The organism is Collimonas rhizosphaerae (assembly GCF_038896935.1).
Lineage (GTDB): Bacteria > Pseudomonadota > Gammaproteobacteria > Burkholderiales > Burkholderiaceae_D > Collimonas > Collimonas rhizosphaerae.
On the sequence record NZ_JBANDC010000022.1, the window covers coordinates 1 to 22,216 of the forward strand.

Annotated in this window: 21 protein-coding genes; 4 read left to right on the forward strand and 17 right to left on the reverse strand. The window is 60.0% G+C overall.

The window, feature by feature from the left end:
• The 17 genes from V8G57_RS22850 to epsL all read right to left on the reverse strand — a co-directional run.
• A partial coding sequence (locus tag V8G57_RS22850) for a phosphohexomutase domain-containing protein (RefSeq protein ID WP_484038982.1) occupies nt 1-543 on the reverse strand: 543 nt, incomplete at its 3' end.
• 23 nt (nt 544-566) lie between these two features.
• Nucleotides 567-1,988 (reverse strand): mannose-1-phosphate guanylyltransferase/mannose-6-phosphate isomerase, encoded by a 1,422-nt coding sequence (locus V8G57_RS22855; RefSeq protein WP_342831345.1) that lies wholly within the window; start codon nt 1,986-1,988, stop codon nt 567-569.
• A 2-nt stretch (nt 1,989-1,990) separates the two neighbouring features.
• Nucleotides 1,991-3,121 (reverse strand): nucleotidyltransferase family protein, encoded by a 1,131-nt coding sequence (locus V8G57_RS22860; protein WP_092393407.1) that lies wholly within the window; start codon nt 3,119-3,121, stop codon nt 1,991-1,993.
• 45 nt (nt 3,122-3,166) lie between these two features.
• Entirely contained in the window at nt 3,167-3,913 is a 747-nt protein-coding gene (locus V8G57_RS22865) for a WecB/TagA/CpsF family glycosyltransferase (RefSeq protein ID WP_092393405.1), read from the reverse strand.
• Between the two features lie 72 nt (nt 3,914-3,985).
• Entirely contained in the window at nt 3,986-5,461 is a 1,476-nt protein-coding gene (locus tag V8G57_RS22870) for a lipopolysaccharide biosynthesis protein (RefSeq protein WP_342831346.1), read from the reverse strand.
• Between the two features lie 44 nt (nt 5,462-5,505).
• Complete coding sequence (locus V8G57_RS22875; protein ID WP_342831347.1) at nt 5,506-6,342, reverse strand: glycosyltransferase family 2 protein; 837 nt, start codon at nt 6,340-6,342, stop codon at nt 5,506-5,508.
• Nucleotides 6,343-6,400: 58 nt separating this feature from the next.
• Entirely contained in the window at nt 6,401-7,414 is a 1,014-nt protein-coding gene (locus V8G57_RS22880; protein ID WP_342831348.1) for a glycoside hydrolase family 5 protein, read from the reverse strand.
• Nucleotides 7,411-8,493 carry an acyltransferase family protein gene (locus V8G57_RS22885; RefSeq protein ID WP_092393393.1) on the reverse strand — a complete coding sequence of 361 codons (1,083 nt, stop codon included), beginning with the start codon at nt 8,491-8,493 and terminating at the stop codon, nt 7,411-7,413. The genes V8G57_RS22880 and V8G57_RS22885 overlap by 4 nt, the downstream gene beginning before the upstream one ends.
• A 30-nt stretch (nt 8,494-8,523) precedes the next feature.
• A complete protein-coding gene (locus V8G57_RS22890) occupies nt 8,524-9,645 on the reverse strand; it encodes a glycosyltransferase family 4 protein (protein ID WP_092393390.1) in 1,122 nt (373 codons plus the stop codon).
• Complete coding sequence (locus tag V8G57_RS22895) at nt 9,635-10,930, reverse strand: polysaccharide polymerase (protein WP_342831349.1); 1,296 nt, start codon at nt 10,928-10,930, stop codon at nt 9,635-9,637. The genes V8G57_RS22890 and V8G57_RS22895 overlap by 11 nt, the downstream gene beginning before the upstream one ends.
• A gap of 17 nt (nt 10,931-10,947) precedes the next feature.
• The gene (gene epsG, locus V8G57_RS22900) at nt 10,948-11,832 is read right to left on the reverse strand and encodes a chain length determinant protein tyrosine kinase EpsG (protein ID WP_342831350.1); all 885 of its coding nucleotides are present in this window, start codon (nt 11,830-11,832) and stop codon (nt 10,948-10,950) included.
• A gap of 27 nt (nt 11,833-11,859) precedes the next feature.
• Nucleotides 11,860-13,251, reverse strand: coding sequence for a chain length determinant protein EpsF (epsF, locus tag V8G57_RS22905; protein WP_092393381.1), 1,392 nt, complete (start codon nt 13,249-13,251; stop codon nt 11,860-11,862).
• A 43-nt stretch (nt 13,252-13,294) separates the two neighbouring features.
• Nucleotides 13,295-14,086, reverse strand: coding sequence for a polysaccharide export protein EpsE (gene epsE, locus V8G57_RS22910; RefSeq protein WP_254784903.1), 792 nt, complete (start codon nt 14,084-14,086; stop codon nt 13,295-13,297).
• 55 nt (nt 14,087-14,141) lie between these two features.
• Nucleotides 14,142-15,047, reverse strand: coding sequence for an EpsD family peptidyl-prolyl cis-trans isomerase (locus V8G57_RS22915; RefSeq protein WP_175500871.1), 906 nt, complete (start codon nt 15,045-15,047; stop codon nt 14,142-14,144).
• A 151-nt stretch (nt 15,048-15,198) separates the two neighbouring features.
• Complete coding sequence (locus tag V8G57_RS22920) at nt 15,199-15,717, reverse strand: hypothetical protein (RefSeq protein WP_139219986.1); 519 nt, start codon at nt 15,715-15,717, stop codon at nt 15,199-15,201.
• A 90-nt stretch (nt 15,718-15,807) separates the two neighbouring features.
• A complete protein-coding gene (locus tag V8G57_RS22925; protein ID WP_092393370.1) occupies nt 15,808-17,190 on the reverse strand; it encodes an undecaprenyl-phosphate glucose phosphotransferase in 1,383 nt (460 codons plus the stop codon).
• 9 nt (nt 17,191-17,199) lie between these two features.
• Complete coding sequence (gene epsL, locus V8G57_RS22930; RefSeq protein WP_342831351.1) at nt 17,200-18,450, reverse strand: XrtB/PEP-CTERM-associated polysaccharide biosynthesis outer membrane protein EpsL; 1,251 nt, start codon at nt 18,448-18,450, stop codon at nt 17,200-17,202.
• On the opposite strand from epsL, the gene V8G57_RS22935 reads away from it, so the two are divergent.
• From V8G57_RS22935 to V8G57_RS22950, 4 genes are all read left to right on the forward strand, one after another.
• Nucleotides 18,431-18,973, forward strand: a complete 543-nt coding sequence (locus V8G57_RS22935; protein WP_342831352.1) for a hypothetical protein — start codon at nt 18,431-18,433, stop codon at nt 18,971-18,973. The two genes, epsL and V8G57_RS22935, sit on opposite strands and share 20 nt — an antisense overlap.
• A gap of 564 nt (nt 18,974-19,537) precedes the next feature.
• Nucleotides 19,538-20,251: a phosphatase PAP2 family protein gene (locus V8G57_RS22940; RefSeq protein ID WP_342831353.1), complete on the forward strand. Its 714-nt coding sequence runs from the start codon at nt 19,538-19,540 to the stop codon at nt 20,249-20,251.
• A 113-nt stretch (nt 20,252-20,364) separates the two neighbouring features.
• On the forward strand, nt 20,365-21,348 hold the full coding sequence (locus V8G57_RS22945; RefSeq protein ID WP_342831354.1) for a bifunctional helix-turn-helix transcriptional regulator/GNAT family N-acetyltransferase: 984 nt from the start codon (nt 20,365-20,367) through the stop codon (nt 21,346-21,348).
• A gap of 294 nt (nt 21,349-21,642) precedes the next feature.
• Nucleotides 21,643-22,194, forward strand: a complete 552-nt coding sequence (locus V8G57_RS22950; RefSeq protein ID WP_342831355.1) for an NADPH-dependent FMN reductase — start codon at nt 21,643-21,645, stop codon at nt 22,192-22,194.
• The last annotated feature ends 22 nt before the right edge of the window (nt 22,195-22,216 follow it).

Here is a 22,216-nt window from a genome sequence, read left to right on the forward strand (position 1 = left end):
GCCGTTGCCGCAATCGACCACGATCTTCATCGGCCGCGCCAGCCTGGTGTCGCTGACGATGCGCTGCAGATAGGCATGCTTGATATCGTGCCGGCGATAGCTGCCGCTTGGCACAGACACCGTCGCTTCGACGCTGCCGCTATCTATGGCCTGGTACAGCTGTTGGATCGTGTCGCCGTAGATCGCCTCGCCCGCCAGCACCATCTTGAAGCCGTTGTAATCGGGAGGATTATGGCTGCCGGTGACCATGATGCCGGACTGCGCGCCCAGCACATGGGTCGCAAAATACACCATCGGCGTCACGACAACACCGAGGTCGACGACATCGGCGCCGGCGTCGCGCAAGCCGGCAGCCAGCGCGGCGGCAAGTTCCGGCCCGGACAAGCGGCCGTCGCGGCCGATGATGACGGCTTTTTCACCCTTGGCGCGGGCGGCGATGCCGAAAGCCTGGCCGATCTGGCGCGCGATGCCGGCGTCCAGGGTTTTACCGACGATGCCGCGGATGTCGTAAGCCTTGAATATGGAAGGTTGGATCGGGAGCATGATGTTGTACCTGGTTGATTGCCTTAACAGCGTTTATAGATGTCTTCGAAACGCACGATGTCGTCTTCCCCCAGGTAGCTGCCCGACTGCACCTCGATCAGGTGCAGCGGCAGTTTCCCGGGATTTTCCAGCCGGTGGCGGACGCCGATGGGAATATAGGTGGATTCGTTCTCGGTAAGGAATTTCTCTTCCTCGCCGCAGACGATGCGCGCCGTGCCGCTGACCACCACCCAGTGTTCGGCCCGGTGGTGGTGCATCTGCAGCGACAGTTTGCCGCCGGGATTGACGGTAATCCGTTTCACCTGGAAGCGGTCGCCGCCGTCTATGCCTTCATAACAGCCCCACGGCCGGTAGACACGGATGTGGTTCATGTGTTCCGTGCGGCTGTCTTTCTTGAGCGCCTCGACGATTTTCTTGACGCCTTGCACCTGGTCCTTGTGCACCACCAGCACCGCATCCTTGGTTTCCACCACCACCGTGTCCTGCATCCCGATCACCGCCACGAAGCGGCTTTCGGCACGGATCAGCGAATCGCGGACACCGTCCGTGTACACATCGCCGCGCAGCACATTGCCGTCGGCATCGCCCTCCAGCACCTCCCACAGGGCGGACCAGGAACCGATATCGCTCCAGCCGATGGCAGCCGGCACCACCACCGCGTGCCGGGTCTGTTCCATGACCGCGTAATCGATGGACTCCGCCGGGCAGCCGGCGAAGGCGGCTTCATCCAGCCGGCAAAAATCGAGGTCATGGTAGGACGCCTCGAAAGCCTGCTTGCAGCTCGCGGCGATCGCCGGCCGGTACTCGCGCAGCTCCTCCAGGTAACGCGCCGGCTGGAACAGGAACATGCCGCTGTTCCAGCTGTAGGCGGGATCAGCCAGAAATTTTTCCGCAGTCGCCTTGTCCGGCTTCTCGACGAATTTTTCGACTGCATAACAACCGTCGATGCCGTTGAACGCGCTCTTGGCGCGGCGGATATAGCCATAACCGGTTTCAGCCGCGCCCGGCACGATGCCGAAGGTCGCCAGCGCTCCTTTTTCGACTGCCTGCGCCGCGCAGCTGACCGCCGCGTGGAACGCTTGCGCATCGCCGATCACATGGTCGGCCGGCAGCACCAGCATGACGGCGTCCTTGTCATGCTGCAGCAGGAAATGAGCCGCCACCGCGACCGTCGGCGCGGTATTCTTGCTTTCCGGCTCCAGCAGGATAGCCAGCGGCGCAATGCTGATGCCGCGCAGCTGTTCCGCCACCATGAAACGGTGTTCATTGCCGCAGGTGAGCAGCGGCGGCATCAGTTCAGGCCAGTCCGCCAGCCGCAGCAGCGTTTCCTGCAGCATCGAATGCTGCGAACGCAACGGCAGCAGCTGCTTGGGCATGGCTTCGCGCGAGAGCGGCCACAGGCGGGTGCCGGAACCTCCGGCCAGGATCACTGGATATATATTCATGCTCAGCTCACTTCAATGGCAGGTTCCGGCAGGCGGTCGCGCGCATCGCCCCAGTCGGGTACGCCTGCTTCGGGCAGGCGACGCATGTCGCCGGCGCGGTTTACGCTGTATTGCTTGAATACGATCGCTTCATCCAGGCGGGCGCCGCCCAGGATCCGCGTGTACTCGAACAGCACGCTGCGCACCACTTGCGTGTCGGAACAGATATGGCTGCCGTGCCCTATCCAGGTAGGGCCGACGATCTTGCAGCCGGCATCGATGCGGCAGCCAGAGCCGATGTATACCGGTCCTTCGATAGTGGTTCCCTCCCAGTCTATGCTGGTGTTGAGGCCGGCCCAGACGCCCTCGGCGATTTGCCTGCCCGGCATTTCCAGCTGCGCCACCTGGCCTTGCATCACATTCTGCAAGACGCTCCAGAAATCGGTCACGCTGCCGATGTCTGTCCAGTTGAAAAACCGCTGCTGCGCATAAAACGGCAAGCCTTTTTTCGCCATCAGCGGAAACAGCTCGGAGCCGATATCGAATACCGTATCGGCAGGAATCAGGTCGATCACTTCCGGCTCGAAAATGTAGATGCCGGTACTGGCGAAATTGGACAAGGCTTCATCCTGCTTCGGCTTTTCCTGGAACGACTGGACCCGGCCCTCCTGGTCCATCACCACTACGCCGTAATTGTCGACCTTGTCCCAGGGCACCTCTTTGGTGATGACGCTGGCCAAGGCGCCTTTTTGCTTGTGCTCGAACAGCGCCGAACTGAGATCGAGGTCGATCAAGGCGTCGCCGCAGATCACGATCACTGTATCGTCAAAAAACTGGCCGAACTGCTGGATCTTCTTGATGCCGCCGGCCGAACCCAGGGGTTCCGCCGTCACCTCGCCGAAGTCATTCACATAACCCTCGAACGAATAGCCTATCTGCACGCCGTACTGGCTGCCGTCGCCGAAGAATTCTTCGATCTTGTGGTGCAGGTGGCTGACGTTGACCATGATCTCGCGCACGCCGTAGCTGGCAAGATATTCAACCAGATAAGCCATCACAGGTTTGCCCAGGATCGGTATCATTGGCTTTGGCAGGTCGTAGGTCAGCGGACGCACACGGGTGCCTTTGCCGGCTGCTAGAATCATTGCTTTCATTTTTCACCTCACAAGTTGAATCAGGATTAGCTTCAGGTTTTCTGGTCAATTTTTCTGACTTCTGCTGCCATATTTCCGGCACAGCAGCAGGAACATCAGGATGTCTAAGGTATAGCGGCGCAACAGCCGCCGCGGTTCCAGGCACAGGCGGTACAGCCATTCCAGCCGCAGCCGTTGCACCAGCTGCGGTGCGCGCGGCTTGTAACCTCCCCAGAAATCGAACAGGGCGCCGACGCCGACCACGACTTTGGCGTTCAGCGCCTGGCGGTTGACGAGGATCCATTCTTCCTGCATCGGATTGCCTAGCGCCACCAGCACCACTTCCGCCTGTGAGCGGTTGATCAAGGCCACCAGGCCGGCGCGCTGCTCTTGCATGCCGCGGTAGCCGTCGCAGCTGCCGACCACCTTTTGTTTCAAGGTTTCGTTTACATGGGCGACTGCCTTGTCGAGGATTTCCGGCCTGCCTCCCAGCATGAACACGCGCTTGGGCTCGCCCGTGCCGCACAGGAGGCGGGGAATGAAATCGGTGCCGTTCAGGTTTTCCTTGAACGCTTCGCGGCCAAACAGGAAAGCCGCGATATCCATGCCGACGCCGTCGTTGACAATCGTCACCGAGGCGTTGCGCATTTTCTCCAGCAGGTGGTTGCAGCGCACGATGAAATTCGTATTGGCAAAAAACAGCGTTATCTTTTTATTGACCCACATCGCGTGCTGCAAGTACCTGGCCAGCACGTTGGTCGTGGTCTTGACCACCGGAAAACCGGCGATCGGGATTGTCTTCTTTGTATTCATGAAAAAACTCTCCTAAACGGCGTCCCCGGGGAAGAAAACCCGGCAAGACGCCTGAATCCATCACACTGCCGTCTATCGTGCGCGGCCCAGCCGCATAGCCGACAGCAATAATCCATGCCACGACGCGTTGACCGACCTGATCTGCCAGCCGGTGACAACCACCATGAACGGATACAACAAGCAGGCGATAAGGACACCGCCCGCAACCAAGGTCACATTGCTGATTCCCGGCGGCACCAGCCAGGCATATGCCGCCAGTCCAAGGACCAGGAAAGTGCTGCCCACCAGCGGCGGCGCCAGCGCGTACCACACCTGGCGCGCGTTGAGGCCGAGCTCGCGGTTGAGCAAAATTTGAGACAAGGGAAAAACCAGCAGGTAGGCGCCGCAAAACGACAGGCTCATGCCGAGCAGGCCGAAGCGGTAGCAGCTCACCGCCAGCGCAGTCGCCAGTATCAATTGGGCGATGCCGAGCCGTACCGGCAGGCGGTTCTTGCCTACGGCGAAAAACAGGTAGTCGTTCAGATGCACGATCGACGACAGCAGGTACAGCAGCGCCAGCGCGCTGACTACAGGTGCGGCAGGCAGCCACTTGGCGCCGAACACCGCCGCCACCAGCGGTTCGGCCAGCACTGCCTGGAAACACAGCAAGGGAGCGACGCAAAACAGCGTGATGCCGAGGATCTTCAGGTAACCGCGCCCCATCGCCGCCAGGTCCGAGCCGGCATCGGAGAACACCGGCAACGCCACTTTCTGCATGGAACTGGCGATCACCAGGTACACCGCCGAGGTCACCCGTTTTGCCAGGTTGTACAAGCCGGTGGCGTACGGTCCCAGGAACACGCTCACCAGCAGCGAATCGCCATTGGTATTGGCAAAATTCAGAATGCCGGTCAGCCCGACCTGGCGGATGTCGTGCCAGTATTTCCTGTTCAGCGCGCGGTCAAACACGATGCGCGGCAGCCAGCGGCTTTGCGCCACCACCAGCGCCAGCGCCAGCCCGGACGCTGCGACCTGCTGCACCACCAGCGACATCGCGCCCCAGCCGCCGGCAGCCAGTGCGATGCCGACCACGCCGCCGGTCATCACCGAACCGATCGAGCGGACCGCCAACTGGCGGAACATCATGTTGCGCACCAGCCTGGCCTCGTAGGCGCGCATCAGGCCGAAGAACAGCACCGACAGGCTCATGCCCTGCAATACCGCCTTCAGTTCCGGCGCCCGGTACAGCGACGACACCAGGCCTGCCGAAAAAAACATCAGGGCGGCAAGCAGCAAGCCGGCCAGCGCGCAGCAAGTGAACACCCAGGAGTAAAACCTGTCGTCCGGCAAGCCGGCACGTATCACCGGCATCGCAATCGCATCGAACACCACCAGCCGGGTAAACAGGATGAAAAGATGGGCGACCGTCAGCAAGCCGAATGCATCCGGCGCCAGGAAACGCGCCAGCACCGCAAAGATCACGAATGAAATGGCTTGCTGCGCGAGGTTATCCACGATCGACCAGATCGATCCGGACGCCAGGCCGCCGCCTACGCTTTTTTGATTCATGGCACTCCTAATCTCAGGCCAGGCATGGGGTTCTGCTCCGCTTGCTAGCCGCGCCAGCCGCGCACGCGGGCCAGCACGCTCAGGTATTTAAAGCGCGCCTTGAGGAAATCGCCCCTGGCCAGCGCCAGCGCGATGCCGCCGCAGGTCCGCAGGCAGGTAACGGGGAAATACCAGAACGGGTAATCGTTGATGCGCATCACGCGGCCGATCCCGGTTTCGTATTTCTTTTGCCGAAGGCAGGCGCTGGCGTCGAAATGCGCTGTCTTTACCGGGTGGTGCAAGGTCATGTCGGCCAGGAATTTCAGCTTGAAGCCGAGACGCAGGCTGCGCAGCAGGTAATCGGTTCCTTCGGCGGCGCCCCACACCGTGCCGGCGCCGACTCCCAGCGTTTCATCGAAGCCGCCGACGGCATCGACCACGCGCCGGCGCAGGAAAATGCTGAACTCGATCGCGCCGCGCCAGACGTTATAGCGGTTCAGCAGTGCGCTGCTTTCCAGCCAGCGTCCCTCGACCTTGCCGTCGCCGTCGGTGAAACGTCCGGTAATGCCGTCCAGTTCCCGATGGCTGGCCAGCACGGCGACCACCTTCTCCAGCAAGCCGGCCGGATACCAGCAATCGTCGTCGGGAAAGGCGATCACGTCGCCATCCACCAAGGCCAGGCCGGCATTGCGCGCGCGTGAGGCGCCATGCGCAGCCGAACGCACATGCCGCAGCGGAAATTTCTGGCGGTACAGGTCCAGCAGCGCCACCAGCCTGTCGTCGCCGTTCTGGTCGACCACGATCAGTTCAAAATTCCGGTAGTCTTGCGCGTCCAGCGATTCCAGGAAACGGGCAACTTCGTCAACGCGTCCTACCGTAGCCATTACCAGCGAAAATTTCATTTGTTTCCCTTTTCAATCTCGTTTCCGAGCGGGCAGTCCCAGCGGGCTGCCGTTCGTCCTAAGGCGATATGCCCTTCTTCAGGATGGCCGTTTGCGGCCGTTCGCCGTTGCTGTCGGGCTGCAGGCTGAATGGGTAAGTCCCCAGCCATTGCCCGGCGGCCCAGTAGGTCCAGCCGCCCCAGGCCGGGTTGCCCTTGATGGCATCCACCATCGCCGTCAAGGCTGCCAGGCACGACTGGTTGGCCGGCACGCCGAATTCGCCAAGGAACAGGCGACGCCTGGTCGAGGTCGCCCATAGGGCGACGTTGGCCATGATCGCGCTCAGGCGGGCCGGGTCCACGCAATCGTTGCCGGTGCCGGAAAAATTGGCATCGGCATACTGGTGGACTTCGATCATGTAGTTATCGGCGGGGTCGTGAAAGAAACGGAAGGCGTCGGCGTTCGAGACGGCGCCGTCTTTTGCATACCAGGAATGCGCCCCGCTCCAGCCGCCGCCGGGAACCAGGATCAGATGCCGCGAGCCTTTCCTGCGCAAGGCGTTCAGCGTCTCTTGCGCGGTTGCCGCCCATTCCGCGGTCGGCAGCTTGGCCGGTTCGTTCATCAGGCCGAAGGCGACATTGGCCGGGTCCTTGAAGCTGGCCAGCAGGCGCTGCCAGAGATCGACCAGTGCGGCGCGCGGCACTTCCGGCGAACCGATAGGCTTGCCGCGGTATTGGCCATAGTTGTGCACATCGAGGATCATGCACACGCCGATCGAACCGGCGGCCGCAACGCTATCCTTGATCCTCTGCAGTTCCGCCTGGTCCAGTTCGCCGAACAGCTTCGGCTGCACCCTCTCCCACAGGAACGGCAGGCGGAAGGTGTTCATGCCCATGGACTGGAACAGCCGCATTTCATCCAGGTCCGGGTACACATAGTCCGTAAACACCTTGCCAGGCAGTTTCTCGGCCGCGAACTCGGCGCCGCTCAGGTTGACGCCGGCCATCGGCTTGCCGTCCATGCAGCCGGCGGACGCCGCCTGGCAAAACAAGGCGCAGGCCAGGATTACTGAGGAAAACAGGAATTTGATCATCGGGTATCACCTCCTAAAGGCATGGACCGGTTGCCAGCCGCCATCGGAAACACGGCAAGGAATTTCCGCTTGAATAAGGAGCCCGCGGATTTGATCAGACGGGCGCCGGGTTTTTCGACCAGCCGGTAGTTAAGCCACGAAAACAAGAGGACAAGGACTGCAAAAGGAAGCAGGATGAAGAGTGAAAACGGCTCCGGATGGATTTTTCGCACCAGATAAATGACCGGCATATGCAGCAGGTAGATCGAGAAACTGCATTCACCGCATAAAACCATCAGCCTGTTTGCGAAAAAACCGTTACCGATGGCAGATGGAAAGGACAGGCTGAATACCAGGAAAGCGCCGAAAACAGCGGTCAGGATGCTGCTGTAGAACTCTTGATTGCCGGAGAATGGAAGAACCAGCCATCCCGCCACAATCGATCCGATCGCGGCCACCGATGCCGCATGCACCACGGCCAGCCAGCGCCGGTCCTGCGCCCGGCCCTGGATATGCGAGCGCATTGCGCCGGCAATCATGCCGAACAGGAAATAATGCAATTTCGAGCCGACGAAGGTGCCTGGAAAGCTATCCCGGTACGCCAGCAAAACAATGCTGCCCAGCGCCAGGAACAGCAGCCCGGCGACATCGGAGCGGATCAGGTAGCGGCTGCTCGCGGCCCAGGCCAGCACGAACAGGAAATAGAACTCCACTTCGGGCGTGATGCTCCAGAATACCGACGCATTGCCCGAGAAAAGAAGGTGGCGCAGGATATTCTTCCCTGATATCCCATAGACAAAATTCGGATCGATATTGACGTAGATGAAAAAGGAAACCAGGACAATCACAAGGTAGGCCGGCGCAATCCTGGAAAAACGGGAAACCGCATAATCGACCACATTGATCGCTGAAAACCGCTTCCCGAGATAAAGATAGGCCATGAGGAAGCCGCTCAAGGAAAAGAACACCGTCACGCCGACTTCGCCGAAAAGGTGGTTTTTCCAAGGCAGGGCAAACCAGTCGAGCGCATGGCCGTACACCACCAGCAGCGCCGCCAGTCCGCGCAATCCGGTGATGGCATCGATTTTTTCTCTATCCATGGATTGCACCAGATGCCTTGGGCTGCCGCCTCAACGCACCAGCTCCTTGTATACATCGATATATTTTTCCGCGATGCGCCGCCAGTCGTAACGCTCCACGAACTGCTGCATCTGCGCGCGCCGCTGGGCGTAATCGGCCTGCATCTCTTGATGCAGCATCAGCAGGCTCGCTATGTTCTGTTCCTCGGTCGGCGCCGACAGCAGCAGCCCTGCCCCCGATTGTTCAAGCAGGTTGCGGAATGGCGGGATGTCGCTCAAGACCGGCGTCAAGCCGGCGCTCATCGCTTCAATCGGGGCGATGCCGAAACCTTCATGGCGCGACAGGCAGATGAAGTAGCTGGATTGCGCAATCAGCGCCGCCAGCTCCTGGTCGGAAGGATTGGCCACGATCTGCACCGCATCCGCCAGCTGTTGCTGGCTTGCCCATGCGCGCAGTTCCTCGGCGCTGTGGTCATATTCGCGGCCGGCGATGATCAGCTTCCATCCCGGCTGGCGCCGCGCAAGCTGCTGGAACAAGGCCAGCGTTTCGAGCAGGCCTTTATTGATCGACCAGCGGCCGAAATAGATCAAGGTCCGGGTCGGCGCCAGCGCCGACTGGCCGCTGTATTTCTCGACGTTGACGCCGTTTTCAATCACCGCCAGCTTGGGCGGCTTGACGATGCCGGCAAACATGTCGCCGTCGTTGTCGCTGGTGGCGATGATCTTGTCGTAGGCCATGGACGAGGCGCGCGTGACCGTGTTGAAATAGACTTTCTTCAGCCCCGACGCGAACCTGGTGTGGAAAAAGCCGCCATGGGTCGACGCCACCAGCGGCCGCCGGTGCAAGGGACGGGTCAGCGCCAGGTAATCGAAAAAGAAATCGATGCCGTGCACATGGATGACATCGGCGTCCGCCACATGCTCCAGCACGCTTGGACAGAGCGGATACCGGCTGCTGCCGCGGAACGGCAGGCGCACCACGGCGACGCCGTTGACCATGGCTTCGGCGCCGAGGAATTCGGCCGAGTTCCTGAACAGGCGGTTGAGCGTAACCACCTTCGGCAGCTGGCCATGATGCTCGCGCTGCTGCCTGGCGATATTCTGCACCACGTCTTCCATGCCGCCGATCGAAGGGGAATACTGGCGCACGATGTGCGTGACTTTAATAGGCATTGTGTTGCTCCTTTGTTTTAGCCGATGGCCGTGCTGCGGCGCCGGCAGGCGCCGGATCGGCCACCTTGCCCGCGGCGCACCCGACCAGGAACCAGAGGATGCCGGCGGTTTTCAGCGCGAACAGCGAAGTGCCGCTGACACACAGGATCAGCGAGATATACAGCGTGATATAGATACGGAAGCGGTTGCCCCGCTCGTCTTCCATTTTCAGCATCCATAACGGCACCCATAGCAGGACACACAGCGGCAGGCCGAGCCGCGTCAGCAACGATGGGTATCCCATGTCGCCGAAATTGGTGTTGTAGCCGTCGAGACCCACCAGCATGCCGATATTCAGGTCCAGCAGCGTGCGGCCGCTGACGTACAGCCGGCCAAGGAAGCTGTCGCTGTACCTGCCGTCGAAGAACGCCCCGATCAGCAGCAGCATCAGCGCGCTCAGCAACGGCAGCACGATCGGCCAGGCGTTGCCGCTCTTGCCCAGCGGCGAACAGCGCAGCACGATCAGTGCGGCGACCGTGATCATGCCGTAGCGCGAATCGCTCATGACAATCATGAGGGCGGCGGCCAGCAGGAAGAAAATGGTGTCCTTGAACTCCTCGCGCCGCTTCGACAAGCCCCAGGCCGCAATGATCACCGCAAAATTGCCGAGCGAAACCGGCTCCAGGAATATCGACGATATGCGGTGGCTGCCAAGCAGCGCCGGCAGGATCGTGCGCCCTATCCCTTCGGGCCGGATGCCGTTCAGGCCGAGCACGCTGTCTTTTGCCCAGTTGGAGCCGGCGGCCAGGCCGCCCTGGTTGACGTAATAGGAAAAGATGTTGAAGATGCGCGAATAAATATCGAGGAAAAACCATTCGAGGAAACCGAAAGCCAGCACCAGCAGCACCGCCAGCTTGAGCAGGCGGTCGGCATACCTGGCGTCGCCGATCTGGCGCCCGATCCCGTAGAACAGGATGGGAATCATCACATCCCGGAATCCTTTCGGGTCCAGCTGGTTGCGCATGATCGCCAGCAGGAACAGGTAAGCGGCAGCCAGCGCCGCGACGGCAACCAGTTCCAGCCGGATGTTCTTGCTCAGCACCACCATGCATAACAGGTAGATGACAAATTCCGAAAACATCACGCCCGCGGTGGATATGGCATGGACGTTGGTATGCACCGCACACAAGACTGCCTGGTACAGCAGCGCGGCCATGAGTATCCAGGACGTCATCCGTTCCGCCGGGACGGATACGCCGGCCGAACGCGGAAAAATGAAATCCCTGATGTTTGCGAAACTCTGCATGCGATCGATGTCCTTTATCAGAAACTCACCAGCACCGAACCGACCACTTCCGTACCGCTGCGGCGCAGCTGGTCGCTGAAAGCGGTGAGGTCAGCCACCCGGGTGTGGTCTTTGCGCACCACCAGCAGCACACCGCCGGCGCGGGCCGCGATGGTGAGGACGTCAGCCGCGCTGGAGCAGGCCGGGGTGTCGTACAGGATGACGTCGAAGCGGCTGCGCAAAGTCTGGTTCAAGGCGTTGAAGCTGGAACGGTTGATCAGTTCCTGCGGATTGGGCACCGGCGAACCCGCCGGCAACAGCGACAGGTCTGCGAACGATTCGGCAACGGCGAGAGGCTCCAGGCCGGCGCGCCCGGCCAGCACATCGGCCAGCCCGTGCCCGGCGGCCAGGTTGAATATCCGCTGCTGGCGCGGATTGCGCAGGTTGGCGTCCACCAGCAGGGTCTGCAAGCCCAGCTGCGAAAATACGATGGCCAGGTTGGCAGTCATCAGGCTGGTGCCGTCGCCGGCGTTCACGCTGGCGATGGCGAGCGTCTTGCGCGAGGCGGTAAACCAGCGCAGCATCAGCTGGCTGCGCACCGAGCGCAGCATTTCGACTTCCGCGCTGAAGGGCTGATAGGCGGCGACCAGCGCCGCCGGGTAATTTCCCTGGTTTTCCTGGTAAGGATAGTCAAACTGCCGCGACAGCACCTGCTGGATATCCAGCTCGCTGACCAGGCCCAGCCGCTGCGCCGCTTCGCCGAAACGCAAGCCCTGCTCCTGCTGCAGGCGCCGTACGCGTTCCGCCTGCTCCTGTGTGAGCTTGCCTTGCTCGACCAGCATACGGCCGATGTTACTGTCCTTGCGCGGCGCCGAGTCGCTATAAAACGTGCCGCTGAAAAGAGGACTGACCGGTTTGTTCATGTTGTTTCACCTTTCCGGTTGGCGCGATCATCGCGATAAAAACAGATGGGGGAATGCAAGCCTGCGCGCCGGCTTCTGCCACACGATGGTGCCCAGCATCGGCGCATCCAGCACGCTGATGAGGTCATTGCCGGTCCTGATGCGCCGGTTCGCCAGCTCGGCCAGCACTGCCAAGGCCAGCCCCAGCATGCTGCCGAACAGCAGCGACAGCACCATGTTGAGCGGGATATTCGGGCTGAACGGGCGGGCCGGCACTGTGGCCGGACTCAGCACGGAGACGTCGGACTGGTTCGACCGGCCTTCCAGTTCGGTCTGGTTCAGGCGCTGGGCGGCGGCATCGTAAGCGTGCTGCGCGCTTTCGACATCCTTGGCCAGCACCGACAGTTCGTCGCGGGCGCGGTTGAGCTGCAGCACCTTGGCGGTCTGCGCCGTCAGCGCGGCGCGGATTTCGCCTGCGCGCTGGCGTTGGATGCGAGCGTTGTTGGCGGCGCCGGCATTGGTGGCGCTGATGCTGCTGTTGAGTTCAGAGCGCAGCTGGTCGACTTCCGCCTTGGCGGCCTGGTACTGCGGGTGGTTGCGGTCCAGGTTCTGCGACAGCAAGGCGAATTTCCCTTCTGCCGCCGCCAGCGACGCTTTCAGGTTCTGCACCAGCACGTTCGAAATCACGTCCGGCGAATCGCGGCCACCGCTGCCCATCGCCTGGCTGCCGCGCGACGAGGCTTCTGCCCCCTGCCCTTGCGCCAGCACCAGCTGGCTGGAGAGTTCGTTGAGGCGCGTGGTCTCGACATCCACGCGGCTGTCGGCGCTGACCAGGCCGTGTTCCTGCTGGTAGCGCGACATTTTCTCCTGGGCTTGCTCAAGTTCGGCGCGCAAGGCCGTGGTCTGCTGGGTGAAATATTTGGACGCCTGCCGTAAAGGCTCGACCTTGATCTGCAGGTTGAGCTGCTGGTAAGCCGCCGCGATGCCGTTCGCCGCCTGCGCCGTGAATGCAGGATCGCTGCCCTTGGCGGTGATTTCTATCATGCTGCTTTCGCGCGAAGGCGCCACATCCACCATCTTTTGCAAGGAATCCGCCAGCCACTCGCGGATCGAGCCCTTGCCGTTCGTCGCTTGCCGAAAACGCTGCCGGGTGACCGGATTATCGGCCAGCCCCAGCATGTCGACCGCCTTCAGCGCCACTCCTCTGCTGCCGACGAGATCGACCTGGGTAGCGATGTAGCCGGACACCAGCTGCGCCGGCAGCACCTGGCCGGACACCGGATCCGTACCCTTGTAATTGAGCAGCAGCGTGGTCGAGGTGCGATAAATCCTGGGCAAGTTGAAAGTGACTGCGGCGGTAGCCGCCACCGCGATCACCAAGGTCAGCAGGATCACCCCGTAGCGCGCGCGCAGGATGCTCAGAAGCTGTGGGAAAGTCATGGAAGCTCCTCTCTAGTGCGGCAGGTAAATGGCGGCACTTGGTTCAAAACAGGCTCTCTTTCACATACACGACGTCGTCCGTCTGCAATATCTCGTCGCGATTGGCGTCTATCATCACGGAATTGCCATGGCTGTCGCGGCGCTTGATGCGCACTCCGCGTTCGGTGCCGCGCGGCGTCAGTCCGCCGCCTATCGACAGGGCCTGAGCTATGGTCATGTTGCGTTCCAGCCGGTAGCCGCCGGGATGCTGCACTTCGCCGTAGATATAGAACTTGGGAGCACGGTCGACGTAGATCATGTCGCCGTTGACCAGGTCGAGGTTCGATTTCATGTCCGCGGCCTGGATCATGTCCTGCAGGTTGACCACCTGCTTGCTGCTCTTGCCGTTGCGGGTGCGGATCACCACGGCGGTATCGCCGCCTTCCGGGCCGACGCCGCCGGCCATCGCCAGCATGTCGGTCACGCTGCGCTTGCCGGCGATCGGGTAGCGGCCCGGATGCAGCACCTGGCCGAGCACCGACACCTGCTGGCTCTGCAGTTCAGTGACTGTGACATTGACCTCCGCCTTGCGCAGGAAACCGCCGCCGGTCAGCATGTCGGAGATTTTTTTCTCCGCTTCCGCAGTCGACAGACCGCCGATGCTGACCGCGCCTATCAGCGGAAACGTAATGTTGCCGGCGTCGCCGACCTTGGTTTCAAGGCTCAGGTCCGGGTTGCCGAACACCGAGATCTTCAAGCTGTCGCCGGCGCCGATCGGCGTATCGGCCGCACTGGCGGAATTGCTGGCGAAGGCCAGCAAAAGCAGCAGCAGTACACATGCATAGATTCGTCTCATCATGATGGCCACCTCATTCATTTATTATTCCTTCCGGTCAGCAATTCCAGGTTGTTCATTCGAGTCCCGCCACGCCAGACATCTCGATGCTCTTGCGCACCACAGGCTGCTGCTTGCCGGGCGGCGTCGCCACGACCGGCGAACCTTTGCTGTCGATGCTGTCAGCGGGTTTCTTCACGTATTCGAGCTTGGCGGTCGAGCGCAAGCGAGTGATTTCCGAAATGGCTATTTCCTGCATTTTCTTGTTCATCAGGTAGCGCTCGATCTGCGGCGCCGCGGCGTCCGGCGTGACCGGGCTATCCCTGAGTTCGGTCAGGGCGCACAATAAGTCGCGCTCCCCGTCCTTCATGACAAACAGATGGTTCCGGCCCAGCCTCTGCAGCCGGCTGCCGACTTCCGGCGGCAAGTCGGCGCTGCTGTAGGAGTAATGCCTTTGCACATGCGCGACCTTGTTTTGCCGGAGCCATGCAGCCACCTGGCTCAGCGATCTCGACGAATCCATCATGGCCTTCAGCGGCGCGCTGAAATCCGGGTCGGCGATGATCAGCTGTTCGACTTCAAACACCTTGCGATGTGCAAACATCTCTGGATGGGCCTGGAAATAGCTGTCAATTTCGGCCTTGCCAGGCTGTTCCTGGTCTCCGCTCCTGGATTCAAGATAAGCCTGCACGACGGCCTGGGTCTTGAAGCGTTCGATAATCTGTATCAATGCCGGATCGCGGTCGATCTTGTTGCGCAAGGCTTCATCCAGCAGCAGCTGGCGGTCGATCAGCGCTTCCATGGCTTGCTCGCGCGTGGCTTGCCGCGGCGCGGCGCTGTCGTCCTGCAGCCTGCCTGCATACTGCAGCTCAGCCTCAAGCTGCGGCGCAGTGATCTCTTCGCCGTTGATCCTGGCCACTACCTGGCCGTTTTTCTTTTTCTGATCGTCGCAGGCGGTTAAATTCATTACGGTAAGCAGCATCAAGATGCCTATTCCTTTCGCGCCAAACATGTTGTTGATGAGAGACCTGCGGCCGATACGTTCAGAGCACATCAAATTCCGACTCCTGTTGACAAAACAATTCCTATGGTCGCCGCCGCGGCCAGCACTCCGGCATGGCCGCGGCGCGCGATCAGGCGGCATGCTGCCCGCCCAGCCGCGACGCCGAACCGAACCCGATCGAGGTGCGCATGGGGCGGCGGCGGATCTGGTACAGCAAGAGGCTGAGCGCGATCAACAGCATCGCCCAGCGCGCAGGTTTCTGCGGTTGCTTTGCCTTGAAGTCCTTCAGGAAATAAAACAGCAGGTCGTCCGAGGCCTTCATGCCGGTCGCCATTTTCCTCGGCGCCTGCACCTGCTCCTGCCTGGGGCTGTTCGAAAAGGCTACGGGCACGAGCCCTGCGGCGGGCCAGGCGCGGCCGGTCCGTGCAGCGAAAATGTCCGGCTGCGCCGCTGCCACGGGCCGCACCGTTTCCATCTCTGCAATCGCAGAAGCGGAAGCGGCAGCTTCGGTTTCCTGATGGTAGCCATACACCGCCGACGCGCTTCCCGCTGCCGGCTGGCCGTCCAGCTGGAACACCGGCGCAGCCGCCATGCCGGGGCCGCAATAGGCGGCCAGCAGCAGGCTCATCGAAAATACAATTCCTCGCATGATTTTCTCCTGGAAAAATACATCGCATTTCTTGGACTGTCCGATTCGGACAAACAGAAAAAAATCTCCTCCATGCCTACCTGCGTTTATTTAGTAAGCGTTATCTTTCTTCAGCACTTCTTTAACGGTGCGCACGATGATCCACAGGTCCAGCGCCAGCGACCAGTTGCGCAGGTATTCCAGGTCGAACTCGATGCGCGACCGCATTTTGTCCAGCGTGTCGGTTTCTCCGCGGTAGCCGTTGACCTGCGCCCAGCCCGTAATGCCTGGTTTCACCTTGTGCCGCAGCATGTAGCCCTTGATCAGCTTGCGATACATTTCGTTGTGGGCCACTGCATGCGGGCGCGGTCCGACGATGCTCATGCGGCCTTGCAGCACGTTGAAGAACTGCGGCAATTCATCCAGCGACGTACGCCGCAGGAAGCCGCCGAATCGTGTCACGCGGGCATCGTTCTTTTTTGCCTGGTCCACTACCGCGCCGTCTTCGGCGACCGTCATCGAACGGAATTTATAGACAACGATTTCTTCTCCGTTCAGGCCGTAGCGGCGCTGCGCGAAAATGATCCGCCCTGGCGATGAAAGCTTTACGCCGATCGCGATGGCGAGCATGACCGGCAGCAGCATGATCTGGATCAGCAGCGCCAGGACGATGTCGCTGCCACGCTTGAGGACGCCGCGCAAACCGATGAAAGGCGTCTCGCAAATGCCGATCACGGGAATCCCTGCGATATGGTCGAGCCGTGCCTGTATCAGGCCGAAGGTATAGATGTCCGGCACGAAATAGACGGACGCCGTGGTGTCGCGCAATTCCTCCATCAGCGCCAGCACCCGCGGCTGGGCCGACATCGGCAGGCAGATGAAGATGGTGCGGATCTTGTTGGCCCGCACATAAGGTCCGACATCTGCGATGGCGCCAAGATGCGGGCAATCCATGCCCGCCGGCCGGACTGCCTGGTCGCGGTCGTCGAAATATCCGCGCATGTCGATGCCGGCATTGCTGCCGGAAGACAGGCATTTGAGAACATCGTCGATCGGATTGTTGGAGCCGACGATGATCGCCGACCGCAGCTTCAGTTCTTTGCCGAAATGGAAGGCCAGCATATACGCCGTCAAGCGGCTCGCCAGCAGTGCAAAAGGCGCCAGCGCAAACCAGGCCAGGATCACGCGGTCCGAGAATTCGTAGCGCAACCCGGTTCCCTGGCCTATCAGGATCAGGATGATGACGGTGATTGCCCAGCCCATGAAGATATCGCCGGCATAGGCCAGCTGCTTGCCGATATGCAGGGTGCGGTAGAGGTCGATCTGTTCGTAGACGTAGGAAGAAATGAAGAAGGCGATAATCATCAGCACCAGGTAGTCGCCGGTAAATATTTCATCCTGGGTCAGGACGATCAGGTACAGCGACCCGAGGATGATGAGCGGATCAAGCAGGCGCTTGAAAAATGAAACCAGCGGAATGTCGTTCTCGGTCATGTCCTGCCTCTAGAAAGCATAGCGCGTGTTAAGCGTCACGCCGTTGCTGACAAAACCGCCCGGCCCGTTCTTCAGGGTTTGCGTGCTGCGGATGCCCGACAGCTGGACGCGCCAGCGTTGCGTCGGGTTGTAGACCACGCTCAGCGCGGTATCGCGCAATACGTCGTTCTGATTGAGAGAACCGAGGGTGCCGGTGCCGGACGAGGGACCGAAATCCCGTTTCTGGTATTTGACCTGCGCCACCAGCTTGATTTTTTCCGAATACTGCCAGGCGGAAGCCAGGCTGGCGCCCCGGTTCAGGGAATAGACGGTGGACAGGTCATCCACCGCGCCGATCTCGCGCCAGCCGGACACGGTGACGCCGATTTTCCCGGTCGGCGACCAGTCTGCGGAGAGGCGGGAATTGACGCCGCTGAAATTCCTGACCGCAGCCGCATCCTGTTTCCGGCTGACCCAGCCGCCCAGGAAATGCAGCTGCGTCTTGCCGCTGAGCAGCCAGTCGATCTTGGCCTTGACCTCATCCTGGTTATAGCCGTTAAACACCAGCAAGCCGTTGTCCTGTTCGGGATTCGGAAAATCGGCGTGCGTATGGCGCAGCTGCACGCCGAACGTGCTGCCGCTGGCGGCCAGGTAATCCAGTCCCACTTCGGTCTGGTTGCGCGTATTGTCGAGCGGTTGCTGCGACTCCAGGTCGTATTTCAGCTTGGTGTAGGTCAGCCCGCCACGCACGCGCCAGCTCGGATGGAACAGCCAGGAGCCGTCGGCATAGACATTTTCCTCGGTCCGTATATTCCGTTCCAGCAGATGGAAGTCGATGAACGGCGTCAGTCCTTGCGAATAACTGGCGCCGAGGTTTCCTTCGAAATGGTCGCCCGCATGCCAGTTCCAGTTCGCCGCCAGGTTCTTGTCGTAGTGGTCGAGCTGGCCGAAACGGTTGTAATCCACTTTGGCCGCGCTCAGGTTCGCCGTCAGGTGCTGGCGGCTGAGCGTCTTGTCCACCGCCAGCCCGAACAGGTAGCGCTGCGTGGTGTCGGACAGTCCGCTGCCTATTCCCATCGCCTGCGCCGCTGCGGAATTCTGCAGCCTCAGCGGGTTGCTGTCGTGGCCGATGCTATAGCCGACATAGGGCGTAATCGCATCTGCAGGCGGCTGGATGATGTCGGCCGGCGGCATGACGTCGGTCGGCACCAGGTCGGAAGCAACGGCCTGCGCTGCCGCGCAGGAGCATATCGGGATCAGGATGACAATCTTCCACGGCACCCGGCACGGCTCGGTTTTTGAACGCCTGTTCATTACATACCTCTCTGACGCAGTGGCTGCGTCGCAAATGCATCGATCCAAGCCGGCTGGAAATTTTTATGTTTTTACCGGGCAAGTGACGCGGCAGGATGGGCCGCTTATGGATCGATTCGCTTTCTTGAAAAACCTGCAAGCGATCAAATATCGGATCTTTCGAAAAGACCGTCTCCTGCCCTCGTCGCGGGCGGAGTTCCGATCTGGCTTTCAGTGCGCTAAAACTGTGCGGCAGGCAACAATGCCTGCCGCATCCGAGCTGCTAACGGCTGCTGCGTATCGAATGAAATATGAGCGGGTGGAAAGAAAAACAGGAAATGCCGGACATGCGCACATCGATTTTCAAGGAGCGATCCTGTCCATCCATGGCACAGGAAGCAGCTTCAAAGTGATTGGTGTCATCACAGAGAGATTGAGATGTTTTCAGCATGTTATTCCCCTTAACGAGATGCGTATCGGCCGACTGCAGCCAGTACTGGAATCTGAATAAAGTTGAAACCAAAGGTCGGTTTCTTACGGTCTGAGAACGCCAGAATTCGGTCTGTATTTCTGGAAAAGTTGCACTGCGAACGCATGTTGCAGGACAACATAATGACCTTGATGGGAGAGCCTTAGTTCATTCCTGAAACGATTTGTTACATGTTTCCGAAAGTCAGTTCTCACGTTGACAACAACTCCGTTGACTGTTTGAAAATACAGATCAACATTAAATTTCCAATTCAACAAACATCTTTGTTGACCCTTTACAAGCCAATAAATATAAGGCTTCTACAAGGTTTCACATTATTCTTCGTGAATCTTCATGCACTCATATTAGGACGCAAAAATAAATTTTCCAACCGCGGCTTGTGCAGCTACGAATACTTTGACAGTCATTCATCGACGCAGGTTTCATCTAAAAAAAAATTATTGTGCGAGGCAGCAAATATGTCAAAAAATTTTCTTTACATAAACGGCGACTGCGGATTAAATCAGATCCCCTCGATAAATGCTATAAATCGTATGTCCATTAAAAAATCTCTTTTTCCATAACCTCGCGAAAGGAAAAATAAAAATGTGGATCAACTCTGTGGATCTTGCGGTGATGCATTGGCTGTCCCAATTCACCGCCATGTCGGCCCCCTTCAACCAGATCGTCCATTACATCTCCGGTTCCAACCTGTTCAAGGGCTTGCCCATCATCGGCATGCTCTGGTATTTCTGGTTCAGCGATGCTGACCCTAAATCGGACACCAGGCGCGTCATCATCGGCACATTGATCAGCTGCGTGGTTGCGGTGCTGATCGCCAGGACCGCGAACAATATCGGCCCCTATCAGCCGCGTCCTTTTGCCAACGCCGTGCTGGCATACCATGAGTTCATCGGCTTGCCTGTGCCTGAGAGCCAGGCCTTGTATATATGGAGCTCTTTTCCGAGCGACCACGCTACTTTGTTCTTCAGCCTGGCCACCGGGATTTTCCTTATTTCAAGACGCGCCGGCTGCCTGCTCTATCTCTATGTGCTGGTGTTCATCGCCCTGCCCAGGGTATACCTCGGCCTGCACTATCCGAGCGACATCGTGGCAGGCGCAATACTGGGAATAGCGTGCGTCGCATTGGCGGTTCGCGGCAGCGCAAGGAAACTGTACGAAGCGCGCAGCATGGCGCTGCTAGCCAGATACCCCGCGCTTTTTCAGACTGCGCTGTTCATCGCCAGCACTGAAATAGGCGTATTGTTCGGCGACGTGCGGCTGCTCGTGGAGGGGATAGTGAAGTACTTTCCCAGGTAAGCACGACAGGCGCGGCATGACTGATATTCGACCTTGATAAAGTTGCGCAACGCAAGTATATTGGTTGCGAAACGCAACCTTATGCGATCTTATGCAACTTTATCGAGGACGCCATGAGCTATTTCAATTTTCCGACGAAACCGAAAGAACACACGATCCTCGAACTGCGTGAATTTTCCCGGAAACTGGTGCGCGAACTGGGTTTCATGCGGCCTTCCTTGGCGGAGAGCGATCTTGCGCCGTCGGCGGTGCACGCCATCATCGAAATCGGCCTGGTGCCAGGGATCCAGGCGCGCAACCTGGCTAGCGTGCTGCGCCTGGACAAGTCGAATGCCAGCAGGCAGGTTGCAAAACTTGAGGCGTCAGGATTGATCATGCGCGAGAGCGCAGACGACGACGGCCGCTCTTTCAGGCTCCACCTGACCGCCGCGGGTCAGAAACTGCGCAAGAAAATCGACCGCTTTGCCAGCGAACAGGTATCCAGCGCTTTGCGGCAACTGGCGCCTGCCGACCAGCAAACACTGGTCCGCTCGCTTGGACTTTACGCGGATGCGCTGGCGCTGAATAACGCCGGCGAGACGCCACAGCCAGCCAGGTCGATCGACGAACAAATCGTGCAAGGCTACCAGCCCGGATGCATAGGCGATGTGGCAAGCCTGCATGCGCGCTTCTATTCGCAGACATCGGGCTTCGGCGTGTTCTTCGAAAGACGGGTGGCCACGGAACTGGCCGAATTCGCCCAGGCCCTGCCCGCCGACGGCAAAGCACTCTGGCTCTATGTCGAAAACGGCAGGACGCTAGGTTCGATTGCGATAGACGGCGACACAGCCGGCGGCATTGCGCACCTGCGCTGGTTCATTGTCGACGACGCATTGCGCGGCGCCGGTGTCGGACGCCGCCTGCTCTCGCTTGCCATGGATTTTGTCGACCAGCGCTTTAACGAAACATGCTTGTGGACCTTCAAGGGCCTGGACGCGGCGCGCCATCTATACGAATCGGCAGGCTTCAAGCTGGCCGATGAAGCCGAAGGATCACAGTGGGGAACCGTGGTTGTCGAACAGCGGTTTAGCCGCCGCTCGGCGAAAAAAAGGCGCTGACAGCATACCGCCCGTCATTCTGCGCTCGATGCAATGCCGGCTCAGAATCAAGAGCAGCACCGGGCAATGCTTGAAAGACGCGGAGCAGCCCTACGTCTTTTGTCGTAAGATGCCGATACGGTACCGAATACTCCCTCCCCGGCCTGCACGCCGAACAACAAGAGGAGCCGCCATGCTTCAGGCGCCAGGTTCGATACCGCACTGACGTCGCCGTGTGCTCCATGCAAGACTGGCGTTTCCCGTAAAACGGCGATGTCTGCAGGGAAAACACCCCTTCCTTTCATGGAGATCCTCATGAGCCAATACCAGATCGCAGTCGTCGTCGGCAGCCTTCGCCGCGATTCATTCAACCGCAAGCTGGCGACCGCCATAGCAAAACTGGCGCCGTCCGAATTCGTATTCAAGCAAGTCCAGATCGGCGACCTGCCGCTCTACAACCAGGACGACGACGCCAACCAGGCGGAAGCTGTCAAGCGCCTGAAAGCCGAGATCACGGGAGCCCAGGGCTTGCTGTTCGTCACGGCTGAATACAACCGCTCGATCCCCGGCGTGCTCAAGAACGCCATCGACCATGCATCCCGTCCTTATGGCCAGAGCGCCTGGGCCGGCAAGCCTGCCGGCGTCATCGGCGTATCGCTCGGCGCCGTCGGCACCGCCCTGTCGCAACAGCATTTGCGCAATGTCCTCGCCTACCTGGATGTGCCGACACTGGGCCAGCCCGAAGCGTTCGTCCAGGCCAAGGACGGCTTGTTCGACGCAGCCGGCGATATCGGCGCAGACAGCAAACCTTTCCTGCAAGGCTGGATGGACAACTACGTTTCCTGGGTCAAGAAACACAACAGCTGAACAAGTCTTCGCTCTCGCCGCC